The sequence below is a fragment of the Alcanivorax sp. REN37 genome, assembly GCF_041102775.1.
Lineage (GTDB): Bacteria > Pseudomonadota > Gammaproteobacteria > Pseudomonadales > Alcanivoracaceae > Isoalcanivorax > Isoalcanivorax beigongshangi.
Genome location: NZ_JBGCUO010000001.1, coordinates 2,094,635 through 2,106,756 on the forward strand (window position 1 = coordinate 2,094,635; position 12,122 = coordinate 2,106,756).

Below are 12,122 nucleotides of genomic sequence, written 5' to 3' on the forward strand. Positions count from 1 at the left end.
AAGCGCCCAGATGGGCGCTTTGGCATTCTGCAAACTGCTTGGGAGGATAACAAGCGCGCGGCTGCTCACAGTTCCGCAGCAGCGCCGCTCTCCCCGGTCAGCACGGTCAGTCGTCCATGGCCTGAATCGCGGTCAACGCGATGGTGTAGACGATGTCCTCCACCAACGCGCCGCGCGACAAATCGTTCACCGGCTTGCGCAGCCCTTGCAGCATCGGCCCAACGCTGAGGCTGTGGGTGCTGCGCTGGACCGCCTTGTAGGTGGTATTGCCGGTGTTCAGGTCAGGGAAGATGAACACATTGGCGCGGCCTGCCACCGGGCTGTTGGGCGCTTTCTGGCGGCCCACGCTTTCGATGGCTGCCGCGTCGTACTGCAGCGGCCCATCCACCAGCAAGGTGGGATCGTTCTCGCGCGCCAGCCGGGTCGCCTCGCGCACCTTCTCGACGTCGCTGCCGGTGCCGGAATCGCCGGTGGAGTAGCTCAACATCGCCACCCGCGGATCAATGCCGAACGCCCGCGCCGAAGCGGCACTTTGCAGCGCAATCTCGGCCAGTTCCGGCGCGGTCGGGTCCGGGTTTACCGCGCAGTCGCCGTACACCAGCACCTGTTCCGGCAGCAGCATGAAGAACACCGACGACACCAGGTTGTAACCCGGCGCGGTTTTGATCAGCTGCAATGCCGGGCGAATGGTGGCGGCGGTGGTGTTGATGGCGCCGGCCACCAGCCCGTCCACATTGCCGGTGGCCAGCATCATGGTGCCGAGCACCACCGTGTCCTCCAGTTGCGAAGCCGCTACCGGCGCGGTCAGGCCACGGTTTTTGCGCAGCTCCACCATCGGTTCCACGTAGTGGCCACGGATGCTGTCTGGGTCGATCACTTCCAGTTCTGCCGGCAACGTGATGCCGTGGGATTTGGCCACCGCCTCCACCGCATCCGGCTTGGCCAGCAGCACACAGCGGGCGATGCCGCGCTGGTGGCAGATCACCGCCGCCTGCACGGTGCGCGGCTCGGCGCCTTCCGGCAGCACGATGCGTTTGTTGGCACGCTGCGCCATTTGCACCATTTGGTAGCGGAACGCCGCCGGCGACAGCGTCGGTTCCTGCGGCAGGCCGCACTGCTGTAGCAGCCAATCTTGGTCGAGATGTTCGGCGACAAAATCGGTGACTTTCTCCGCCCGCTCGCGATCGTCCGCCGGAATCTCGTTGTTCATGCGGTTGAGCGAGGTGGCGGTGTCGTAGGAGCCAGTGGCCACCGTCATCACCGGCAGGCCGGTATCGAGCGCGCTCTGACACAGCGCCATAATGCGTGGGTCCGGCTCGAAGCCGGTGCACAGCAGCAGCCCAGCCAGCGGCACGCCATTATTGGCCGCCAAACAGGCGGCGATGATGATGTCATCGCGGTCGCCAGGGGTGACCACCAGCACATGGGGCTGGAACAGCTCCACGGTGTTGGCCAGCGCGCGCGCGCAAAGCACGATCTTGCCCATGCGCCGGTTTTGATAGTCGCCGGCGTGCAGCACCTTGGCACCGAGCTGTTCGGCCACGTCGCAGGTACGCGGTGCGGTGAGTTCGTCGTTCCACGGCACCGCGCCGATCACGTGCAAGCTGCTGGCCACCGAACGCGGCAAGCGCTCACGCAGGCGCACCACGAACTCGGCATCGGTGACTTTGTTGAGGATGATGCCGCGCACCCGGCTACCGAACGTCTGCGCTTGGATATCAAGCCGCCCGGCCAGCTCATCCACCGAGTCGTTGTCCGGCGCCGACACCAGGATCACGCTGGCGCCGAGGCTCTTGGCGATATCGGTGTTGAGGCCAGCGGCGTAACCGACCTTGCGGGTCGGCACCAGCCCTTCCACCACCACCACGTCTTTGCCGTCGGCGGCTTCGTGGAAGCGCCGCACGCACTCTTCTAGCAGCGCATCGCCCTGGCCGTTGCCGAGCAGGCGTTCCGCTTCCTCACGCGGCAGCGGCAGCGGCGGTCGCATACCAAAGGTGCGCGCCACCAGTTCGGTGGAGCGCTCCGGGCCGTCATCGCCGGGATGATGCTGAGCCACCGGCTTAACGAAGCCGACCTTGAGGCCACTGCGCTCCAGCGCCCGCATCAACCCCAAGCTGGCCGAAGTAAGACCGACACCGAATCCGGTGGGGGCAACGAAATAGATGTGCATGGACACTCCTGTCAGCCTGCGTCAGTGGCCGGCGCCAACGCCTCGGCCAAGAAATCGCGCACCAGCGCGATCACGGTATCGGGGTATTCCCGGTGCGGCACATGGCCGCAATCAGCCAGCAGATGCTGGCGACTGTGGCCCGACACGCCGCCGGCATAACGCGCCGGATGGGCGGGCGAGCCAAATTCATCGTGGCTGCCGTGCAGCGCCAACAGTGGGCAGCGCACCTGCGCCAGCACCGGCTCGATGGTCCAATCGGCCATCGACTCCGCCAACCAGCTGTCGATCCAGGCCGCCAGCACCCAAGCGGCCCGATCGCCGTGGTAACGCGCCAGCCGCTCCAGCTGCCCGGGCTGGGCAAATTGTTCGGCCGCTGCGCGGATGCCGGCCAGCGTCAGATCTTCCACGAACGCCTGTGACGATTCGGTGATCAGCGCCAGACATTGGGCCGGGGCGGCGGCCGCGCAGTGGCTCGCCATAGCACCGCCGACGCTGTGGCCGAAGGCAATGAAGTCGGCAAAGCCATGGGCCCGTTGCAGCGCCGCCAGCGAATAGCGCGCTTCTTCGGCAATGAAATCAGCACCAATCTGCGCCGCCGGATAGGGATCCGACGCACCGAAGCCGAGCCGGTCATAGGCAATCACCTCGCGGCCGAGTGCGGCCGCCAGCTGGGCGGGAAAATCACGCCACAGCGCCACCGCGCCGAGCGAGTCATGGAACAGCAGCACCGGGGCGGCGCCTGGCACGGCATCGGCCGGGCGCCAGCGGCGGCTGAACAGCTCACCGCGTGCGGTGGGCACGCGGACATCATCACTGTGCATGCTTGTCTCCAGTGGAATCATTCACGCCGCCATGGCTTGCACGCAGGCGCGGGTCTCCATGGCGATCTGCAATTCTTCATTGGTCGGCACCACCAGGATGGCGGCGCTGCCGTCGGCTTGGATCGGACCGGAGGTTCCGCCCACGCAGCGGCGATTACGCTCGGCATCCAGGCGCAGGTTGAACAGCTGCAAGTGAGCCACGGTGCGCTCACGTACCAGCACCGAGTTTTCGCCGATGCCGCCGGTAAACACCAAGCCATCTAGGCGCGGCAGCGCACACGCCAGTGCTGCCAGCGACTTCGCCAACCGGTAGCAGAACACCTCGATGGCGAGGGTGGCGCCGGCATGGCCGTCGGCGCGGGCTTGCTCCAGCGTACGCATGTCGTTGGACAACCCAGACAGCCCCAACAAGCCGCTCTCGCGGTTGAGCAAGCTGTCGATGCGTTCAAGGTCCCAGCCCAGTTCACGGGCGAGGAAGCCGTGCAGGTTGGGGTCCACATCACCGCTGCGAGTGCCCATGACCAAGCCTTCCAGCGGCGTGAAGCCCATGCTGGTGTCGACGCTGCGGCCGTTCAGCACGGCACAGGTGGAGCAGCCGTTGCCGAGGTGCGCCGACAGCCAAGCGCTGGCGTCTACCGGCACCCCCTGCATGGCGGCGGCGCGGGCGGTGACATAGTTGTGACTGGTGCCGTGGAAGCCATAGCGGCGCACGCCTTGCTCGGTGTAGAGCGCTTCCGGCAACGCATAACGGTAGGCATGCGGCGGCAGTGTCTGGTGGAACGCGGTATCGAACACCGCCACCTGCGGCAGCGCCGGGAACAGCGCGGCGGCGGCATCGATGCCGAGCAGGTTGGCCGGATTGTGCAGCGGCGCCAAGGCCGCGGCGGCACTGATGGCACGGTGAGCCGCCGCATCCACCACACAGGCTTCGGTGAACGCTTCACCGCCGTGTACTACCCGGTGACCGATCGCCACTAGTCGGTCACCGGCGAACTCCTGCACGTGCGGCAGCAGCGCCGCCAGCGCCGCCTTGTGGTCGCCGTCCGGCAGCGCCACGTCGCGACGCTGGTCGCCGATCACCCAGTGGATCACTGCTTGCGGGCTGTTGAGGCGCTCCGCCATGCCGTGCAGTGGGAATTCACCGTCGGCGGTATCCACCAACGCAAACTTGATCGAGGAGCTGCCGCAATTGATCACCAGAACCAGACTGGCCGCCATCCTGCCTCCTTAGGGTCGGTCACCGGACTGTACAAAAGCGCACATCATCGCGGGTTCTGCGCACCACGACTACCCTTGCCAGCCGCGATACTGACCGCCGACAAACAAAACGCCCCGCGCGGCGAACCGGGCGGGGCGTCAACTTTAGGCAGCTGCCGGGCTCAGTAATCGAACGTCATGCCCAGCCGGTGACCCACTTCTTCGTAGGCTTCCACCACGCCGCCGAGACCCTGGCGGAAGCGGTCTTTGTCCAGCTTCTCGCGGGTGTCCTTGTCCCACAGGCGGCAGCCGTCCGGGCTGAACTCATCGCCCAGCACCACTTCGCCGTTGAACAGGCCGAACTCGAGCTTGTAGTCCACCAGCAGCATGTTGCCAGTCAGGAACAGCTCTTTGAGCACGGTGTTCACTTTCAGCGACAGCTCTTTCATGGTCGCCAGCTGTGCTTCGGTGGCCCAGCCAAAGCTGACCGCCAGGCTTTCGTTGATCATCGGGTCGTGCAGCGGGTCGTTCTTGAGGAACAACTCAAAGGTCGGCGGGTTCAGGTCGAGGCCCTCTTCCACACCGATGCGGCGGCACAGGGAACCGGCGCTGATGTTGCGCACCACACACTCCACCGGAATCATTTCCAGTCGCTTGACCAGCGATTCCTGCGGCGACAGCAGTTTCTCGAAGTGGGTCGGGATGCCGGCCGCCGCCAGCTTTTCCATGATCGCGGCGTTGAACTGGTTGTTCACCGCGCCTTTACGATCCAGCTGCTCGAGCTTCTCGCCATCGAAAGCGGACGTGTCGTTGCGGAACCACAGCACCAGCCGGTCGGCGTCGTCGGTGGTGTAGACGGACTTGGCTTTGCCCGCGTACAGCTCTTTGCGTTTTTCCATTGTGGCTACCTACTTGTGTGGGTGTCGGTTTCGTCGGCGCATGCGCCGGGGTCTCACTGGACTTCGAGCCAGTCGAAGCCGCCTTCCTGGCAGGCCACGCGCACGCGACGCGGGTCGTCCAGCCCGGCCTCCGCCACTGCCGCAAGCGCGTGGTCCGGGGTGTTGTTCTGTTCACTCAGGTGCGACAGCACCAGATGCTGCAGGCGCGGCTGGGTCAGTTGCCGCACCATGTTGCCCGCCTGCAGGTTGTTCAAGTGGCCGCGGTCGCCCCCCACCCGGCGCTTCAACGACAGCGGATAAGGCCCTGCCGCCAGCATGCCGAGATCGTGGTTGCACTCCAGCAGCAGCGCATCGCAATCGCGATACGCCTCCACCACATGGGCGGTGAGGCTGCCGAGATCGGTGAGCACACCGGCACGGCGCCGGCCCTGCTCGAACACGAACTGCACCGGCTCCCACGCATCGTGGGGCACCGGTACCGGTAGCACATCGAGATCACCCAATTGCAGGCGCCGACCGGGGCGCAGTTCCGCCAGTTCGACCCCCTCCACGCGATGGCGACTGCCAGCGTGGGAAATTGCGCGCAAGGTACCGAAGCTCAGGTGCACCGGCAAGCGGAAACGACGGGCCAGCGGCAGCACACCACGGATGTGGTCGCCGTGCTCGTGGGTGACAAGGATGGCGGTGAGGTCGGCCGGGCTGAGCCCGAGCCGGGCCATGCGGGCGCAGGTTTCCTTGATGGTGAACCCGCAGTCCACCAGTACCAAGGTCGTGCCGGAGGCAATCAGCGTGGCATTGCCTTTGCTGCCACTGCCGAGGGATGCAAGTTTCACAGTGCGCTGTGCAGTCGCTCCAGGATGATGCGGCCGGCGTCCTGTTCCACCAGACTGGTGCCAGTCTGGTTCAGCACCGCGACCTGGGTGCCGTTAACGGTCTGGCTGAGTTTGAGCTGCACCTGCTTCACCGCCACACCGAGATCGGACGGGACGCGCACGAAGAATACGCCTTGTTCACGATCACGGTCGTCCACCTTCAGCGGCGTTTTCGCCAGCGCATCACCGACATACTGCCACGCCCACACGAACGGGCTGTTGAGCATGATAATCGGATAGCCGTTGCCATCGCGGCCGAGCAGCGCGCGCGGCTGGGCCGGCGGCGGCACCGTGCTGTCATCAGTGCCCGGTTCCGCCATGGCCACCACCCGCGGCGGCTGCGGCGCGTCAAAACGGCCACGGTGGGAGTCTTTCACCTGCAGCCGCTGGTCGGCGTGCTCGATCGGGTAAAGATCGTCGAAGCCGCTGAACCAGGTACCCGCCGGCACCTCCATGCGTGGCGCGGTTTCCGCTTCCTGGTAGACCAGGGTGCGGTCCGGCAGCCAGCTGCAGCCGGCCACAGCCAGCAATGCGGTACCGAGGGGAACAAGGCGGATCATTATGCCTCCAGCAGGCCGGCGGCAGTCAGCACCGGTCGCAGTTGTGCTTGACCGTCCGTGGACAGCGGGGTCAGCGGCAGGCGGATGCCGGCGTCGATCAGCCCCATCTCCTGCAGCGCCCACTTCACCGGGATCGGGTTAGATTCGACAAACAGCTTCTGGTGCAGATCGCGCATGCCGGCATCCAGCGTGTGAGCGCGATCACCGTCACCGGCCAGTGCGGCCGCGCAGGCTTCCGCCATGCACTTGGGCACCACGTTGGCGGTCACAGAAATATTGCCGCTGGCGCCCAGCAGGATCGCTTCAATGGCGGTGGGGTCATCACCGGAGTACACCCGGAAGCCGTCCTTGGTGCGCGACAGGATGTCTTGCACCCGCTCCAGCTTGCCGGTGGCTTCCTTGATGCCAACGATGTTCGGCACCTGGCTCAGGCGCACCACGGTGTCCGGCAGCATGTCGCAGGCGGTGCGGCCGGGCACGTTATAGAGGATCTGCGGAATCTCCACTTCCTCGGCAATGGCGCGGAAGTGTTGGTACAAGCCTTCTTGGGTCGGCTTGTTGTAGTAGGGGGTGACCAGCAGGCAGGCATCGGCGCCGGCTTTCTGTGCGTCACGGGTCAGGCGGATCGCTTCTTCGGTGGAGTTGGCGCCGGTGCCGGCGATCACCGGCAGACGGCCGGCGGCGGCGGAGATCACTTCACGGATCACCAGATCGTGTTCTTCGAAGCCTAGGGTGGCAGATTCGCCGGTGGTGCCCACCGCCACGATGGCATCAGTACCCTGTTCGACGTGCCAATCCACCAGCTTGCGCAACCGCTCCCAATCCACTGAGCCATCTGCATGCATAGGGGTGACCAGTGCCACGATACTGCCGCGAATATCCACGTTTTACTCCGGGAAAACTCATTCTGTGCCGTACCCGCAGCCGATGGCCGGGGCGCCAAAATCAAGGGAGCTATGGTACTTGCCACCCAAGGTGCCGACAAGGCGCCCACCGGGCCGGCAACGACCCTGACATGGAGTGCCACTGACGCCGGGGGTTCCCCGGCATGGCAAAAAATTGCCGCCTTTTGCGCCATCGTCGCTTTGCCGCCAAGCTATGTGCCCCCATCCACCGTCAAGGAGCCTTCGCGATGACTTCGTCCCTGTCTCTGGATCAGCCGGTACCCGCGTTCACCGCCACCGCCACCAGTGGCGTCACCGTCGACAGCGAGGCGCTGCGCGGACGCCGCTACGTGCTCTACTTCTATCCCAAGGACCATACCCCGGGCTGCACCACCGAGGGCGGCGACTTCCGCGATCTGCATCAGCAGTTCCACGCCGCCAATTGCGAGGTGTTCGGGGTCTCGCGCGACAGCCTACGCACCCACGAGAACTTCAAAGCCAAGCAAGGCTTCCCGTTCGAGCTGATCAGCGACCCGGATGAAACCCTGTGCCGCCTGTTCGACGTGATGCAGCTGAAGAAGCTTTACGGCCGCGAATACATGGGCATCGACCGCAGCACGTTCCTCATCGATGAGCAGGGTGTGTTGCGCCAACAGTGGCGCAAGGTGAAAGTACCGGGCCACGCCGCCGCGGTGCTGGAAGCGCTGCAGGCGCTCTAAGCTTCGCCGGCTGCCAGCACCAGAAAGTGCCAGGCCGCTCCGTCGTGCCAATCGCGAACCAGTTGGTGCGGGGACTGTCTGAGGTAGGCCGGCACATCGCGCTGCGCCCCAGCATCATCAGCCGACAACCACAGTTCGGTACCGGCCGGGGCATGGCGCAATGCTTGGCGCAGTTTCAACAAGGGCAGCGGGCAACGCAGGCCACAGGCGTCAACACGCTGGGCGTCCCGCAGTCGCAGTTCAGGCAATCCGGAGCCTGCATGGTTCAACGTCACAGTCCTCGTTCTAAACCGGCCCGCCGCGCGTTGCGCCTAGGGGCCTTGGTGATGGCGTTAGTCACCGCGCTGCCCACCGCAGTGGCAGCGCCGGCGCCGAGCCTGCCGGATCTGGGCGACCCCACCAGTGTCTATCTGACCCCGGAGCAGGAATTCCGCCTCGGCCGTGCCTGGCTGCGCGAACTGCGCGGCCAGGTGGGTATTCTGGATGACCCGCTGGTGCAGGACTATGTCGAGCACTTGGTCTACCGGCTGGCGTCGCACAGCGATCTGGCCGAACCGGACCTGGCGATCATCGTGGTGAACAGCCGCGATATCAACGCCTTCGCGGTACCCGGCGGCGTGATCGGCCTCAACGCTGGGTTGTTCCTCAATGCCGAGAGCGAAGACGAGGTGGCCTCGGTGGTGGCGCACGAAATCGCCCACGTCAGCCAGCGCCATTTCACCCGCCGTTACGCTGACAGCAAGCGCCTCAACGCTGCCATGTTCGCTGCCATGCTGGCCAGTTTGGCGGTGGCGATTGCCGGCAACGCCGAGGCCGGCATGGCCGGCATCGCCTCCACGCAAGCGGCGGCGATCCAGAACCAGCTGGCCTACTCGCGCCATCACGAACGGGAAGCCGATCGCGTCGGCATGCAGACACTGGTGAACGCCGGCTACGATCCGCGCGCCATGTCGCGCTTCTTCGAGCGGTTGCTGCGTAATGTGCAATACCAAGGGCGGCCGCCGGAATTCATTCTCACCCACCCACTCACTGAAGACCGGGTGGCGGATGCACGCAGCCGCGCCAATGCCATGCGCTCCCCGCCGCTGCGCATGACGCCGGATTTCCAACTGGCCCAGTCGCGCATCCGCGCCCGCTTCTTCAGCAATCCGCAGCAGGGGCTGAGCTATTTCCAGGGGCTCTATAAAGGCGGCACCAGCCTCGAACAGCAGGCCGCCGGCTTCGGCTTAGCGGTGGCGGCAACGCGCGTACGGCAGTTCGAATTGGCGGAACGCACCCTCAATGCGCTGGTGCAGGCGGACCCCAACCAGCTCTGGTACCGCATTGCGCTGGCGGAAGTGGCCAACGAACGCGGCCAGCCGGCGCAAGCCGTAACCATTCTTGAGGACGTGCTACGCACCACGCCCGACCACTATGCCGCCAGCGTGCTGCTGGCGCGCAGCCTGATCTCGGCGCAGCGGTATCCCGATGCCCGCCAAGTGCTGGAGCGTCAGCTGCGCCGGCGCAGCGACCCGGCGCTGTGGCAACTGCTTGCCGATGCCGCCGGCAAAGACAACGACCTCGCCCGTGCCCACTTTGCCCGCGCCGAGCTGTATTTTGCGGTGGGCCAGTCCGACCGCGCGCTGGAACAGATGCGCTATGCACTGGCGCAGAGTAACGAACGCTTCGACCTCAACGCCCAAATCCGGGCCCGACTGCGGCAAATGGAAGCCCTCGCCAGCGAACGATTCTGATGCGGCGCTGGAGACTCGGCCCGCGGACAGCTACCATGCGCGCCACCTGTCACCGGGCGAGCCCTGTCTCGCCCCACTTCCGTGCCGCCGCGCACGGCTCTGTCCTGCAGTGGAGCTTCCATGTCCTTTGCCGATCTCGGCCTGAACGACGCCATCCTGCGCGCAGTGCGCGAGCAGGGTTACGACACCCCGACACCGATCCAGCAACAAGCGATTCCCGCGGTATTGCGCGGCGGTGACCTGCTCGCCGGCGCCCAGACCGGTACCGGCAAGACCGCCGGTTTCACCCTGCCGCTGCTGCAGCGCCTGACCGATACGCCGCCGCGCAAGCGCGGCCGCATCCGCGCGCTGGTGCTGGCGCCGACCCGCGAGCTGGCGGCCCAGGTGGAAGAATCGGTGCGTTCCTACAGCACCCACCTGCCGCTCACCTCGATGGTGATGTTCGGCGGCGTCGGCATGCAGCCGCAGGTGAACCGCCTGCGCAAGCCGTTGGATATCTTGGTGGCCTGCCCCGGCCGACTGCTGGACCACGCCCAGCAAGGCAACCTGGACCTGTCCGGCATCGAGATACTGGTACTGGATGAAGCCGACCGCATGCTCGACATGGGCTTCATTCACGACATCCGCAAGGTGCTGGCACTGCTGCCGAAGGAGCGCCAGAACTTGCTGTTTTCGGCCACCTTCTCCGACGACATCAAAGCGCTGGCCGAGCGGTTGCTGAACCGCCCGGCAATCATCGAAGTAGCACGCCGCAATGCCACCGCCGATACCGTCGACCAGCTGGTATACCGGGTCGACCGTGAACGCAAACGCGAACTGCTGGCGGAACTGATCAAACGCCACAACTGGTATCAGGTGCTGGTGTTCACGCGCACCAAGCACGGCGCCAACCGACTCGCCGAGCAGCTATCCAAAGACGACATTCCGGCGATGGCGATCCACGGCAACAAAAGCCAGTCGGCACGCACTCGCGCGCTGGCGGAATTCAAGTCCGGCGACCTGCAGGTGCTGGTGGCCACTGATATCGCCGCGCGCGGCATCGACATCAGCGAACTGCCCTATGTGGTGAACTACGAACTGCCCAACGTGGCGGAAGACTATGTACACCGCATCGGCCGCACCGGCCGCGCCGGCTCCGACGGCAAAGCGGTGTCCCTGGTGTGCGTGGATGAGCACAAGCTGCTGGCGGGGATCGAAAAACTGATTCGCCGGCCGCTGGAAAAAGCCATCCTGCCCGGCTTCGAACCAGACCCCAACGCCGTGCCAGAGCCGATCCCCAATGGTCGCCAGAACCGTGGCGGTGGCGGCGGTGGTCGCGGGCAGCAAGCGGGCAATCGGAGCAGCAGCGGCGGTCGTGGTCAGGGCGCCGGCGCTAATGCCGGAGGCCGCAGTCAGAGTGCATCCGGCAACCGCAGTGGCGGCCAGCCTAGTGGCAACAGCAACGGCGGCCAACGCCCGCGCCAAGACAACGGCAACAGCGCCGCGCGCCCGCCACGGGCGGCGTCAGCCCCGGCCGGCAACGGCAACACCGGTGCTGGCACGGACGACGCCAAGCGCCGTCGCCGCCGCCGTCGGCGACCCACTTCCGGCGCCGTGATCTAAGCCGCGGCCGACCTGCTTGACCGAGAGCGCTGTGAGTCGATCCAGCGCTCTTTTCATTGGTGCCGACCACAACCTGCGAACAACGACTTGACGGCAGTTATGTAGCTCACTACATTTCAGCCTTCGTCCAGTCAGATGCCGCCGCCATGTTCGAACTCAAAGACCTTCCTAGCTACGACACCTTGGTCACGCTTGGCGCCGAATACGGCAACCCGGATGTGGACGGCTTGCAGAGCTGGCTGATCTGGGCCGCCGCCACCAGCGATATGCTGGGCGCCTTCGAAGCCAACCTGGCCGACCACTGCGGCCTCAGCCAGACCCAGTTCTTCGTGCTGATCCTGCTACGACGCAATCCGCAGGGGCTGAGCGTGGGCGCCTTGGCGGAAGGGGTAGCCGTCACCTCGCAAACCATGACTCGCACTCTCGACCGCATGGAAAAGAACGGCTGGTGCCGCCGCAATCCGCACCCGGAAGACCGCCGTGCGTGGTTGATCACCTTGACGCCCGCAGGGCAGGACACACTGGGCCAAGCACTGCCGGTGCACTACCGCTGGGTCGCCGCGCTGATGAGCCACTTCGATGCCGAAGAACGGCGCATGCTGGATCGGCTGATGCTGAAACTGAACCAAGCCGGCGTCCTGCCGCCGCGCCGCAGCGCCCCCTGA

12 protein-coding genes are annotated in these 12,122 nt (G+C 65.6%); 4 read left to right on the forward strand and 8 right to left on the reverse strand.

Annotated elements, in window-relative coordinates; all coding sequences use genetic code 11:
* Positions 1-106: 106 nt before the first annotated feature.
* From pta to dapA, 7 genes are all read right to left on the reverse strand, one after another.
* The gene (gene pta, locus AB5I84_RS09535) at positions 107-2,170 is read right to left on the reverse strand and encodes a phosphate acetyltransferase (RefSeq protein WP_369455622.1); all 2,064 of its coding nucleotides are present in this window, start codon (positions 2,168-2,170) and stop codon (positions 107-109) included.
* An 11-nt stretch (positions 2,171-2,181) separates the two neighbouring features.
* On the reverse strand, positions 2,182-2,991 hold the full coding sequence (locus tag AB5I84_RS09540; RefSeq protein WP_369455623.1) for an alpha/beta fold hydrolase: 810 nt from the start codon (positions 2,989-2,991) through the stop codon (positions 2,182-2,184).
* A 21-nt stretch (positions 2,992-3,012) separates the two neighbouring features.
* Positions 3,013-4,209 carry an acetate kinase gene (locus tag AB5I84_RS09545; RefSeq protein WP_369455624.1) on the reverse strand — a complete coding sequence of 399 codons (1,197 nt, stop codon included), beginning with the start codon at positions 4,207-4,209 and terminating at the stop codon, positions 3,013-3,015.
* Positions 4,210-4,370: 161 nt separating this feature from the next.
* Positions 4,371-5,087 (reverse strand): phosphoribosylaminoimidazolesuccinocarboxamide synthase, encoded by a 717-nt coding sequence (gene purC, locus AB5I84_RS09550; RefSeq protein WP_369455625.1) that lies wholly within the window; start codon positions 5,085-5,087, stop codon positions 4,371-4,373.
* 53 nt (positions 5,088-5,140) lie between these two features.
* Positions 5,141-5,920, reverse strand: a complete 780-nt coding sequence (locus tag AB5I84_RS09555; RefSeq protein ID WP_369455626.1) for an MBL fold metallo-hydrolase — start codon at positions 5,918-5,920, stop codon at positions 5,141-5,143.
* The gene (bamC, locus tag AB5I84_RS09560; protein ID WP_369455627.1) at positions 5,917-6,519 is read right to left on the reverse strand and encodes an NlpB/DapX family lipoprotein; all 603 of its coding nucleotides are present in this window, start codon (positions 6,517-6,519) and stop codon (positions 5,917-5,919) included. Before bamC ends, AB5I84_RS09555 begins: the two co-directional genes overlap by 4 nt.
* The gene (gene dapA / locus AB5I84_RS09565; RefSeq protein WP_439650200.1) at positions 6,519-7,403 is read right to left on the reverse strand and encodes a 4-hydroxy-tetrahydrodipicolinate synthase; all 885 of its coding nucleotides are present in this window, start codon (positions 7,401-7,403) and stop codon (positions 6,519-6,521) included. Before dapA ends, bamC begins: the two co-directional genes overlap by 1 nt.
* Positions 7,404-7,651: 248 nt before the next feature.
* Here dapA and AB5I84_RS09570 point away from each other — a divergent pair, with 248 nt between their 5' ends.
* Positions 7,652-8,122, forward strand: coding sequence for a peroxiredoxin (locus tag AB5I84_RS09570; RefSeq protein ID WP_369455628.1), 471 nt, complete (start codon positions 7,652-7,654; stop codon positions 8,120-8,122).
* Here AB5I84_RS09570 and AB5I84_RS09575 read toward each other — a convergent pair.
* Positions 8,119-8,370, reverse strand: a complete 252-nt coding sequence (locus AB5I84_RS09575; protein WP_369455629.1) for a sulfurtransferase TusA family protein — start codon at positions 8,368-8,370, stop codon at positions 8,119-8,121. The two genes, AB5I84_RS09570 and AB5I84_RS09575, sit on opposite strands and share 4 nt — an antisense overlap.
* Before the next feature lie 12 nt (positions 8,371-8,382).
* Between AB5I84_RS09575 and AB5I84_RS09580 the strand changes: the two genes are divergently transcribed.
* From AB5I84_RS09580 to AB5I84_RS09590, 3 genes are all read left to right on the forward strand, one after another.
* On the forward strand, positions 8,383-9,855 hold the full coding sequence (locus tag AB5I84_RS09580; RefSeq protein WP_369455630.1) for a M48 family metalloprotease: 1,473 nt from the start codon (positions 8,383-8,385) through the stop codon (positions 9,853-9,855).
* 120 nt (positions 9,856-9,975) lie between these two features.
* Positions 9,976-11,457 carry a DEAD/DEAH box helicase gene (locus AB5I84_RS09585; protein ID WP_369455631.1) on the forward strand — a complete coding sequence of 494 codons (1,482 nt, stop codon included), beginning with the start codon at positions 9,976-9,978 and terminating at the stop codon, positions 11,455-11,457.
* Positions 11,458-11,603: 146 nt separating this feature from the next.
* Positions 11,604-12,122 carry a MarR family winged helix-turn-helix transcriptional regulator gene (locus AB5I84_RS09590; RefSeq protein ID WP_369455632.1) on the forward strand — a complete coding sequence of 173 codons (519 nt, stop codon included), beginning with the start codon at positions 11,604-11,606 and terminating at the stop codon, positions 12,120-12,122.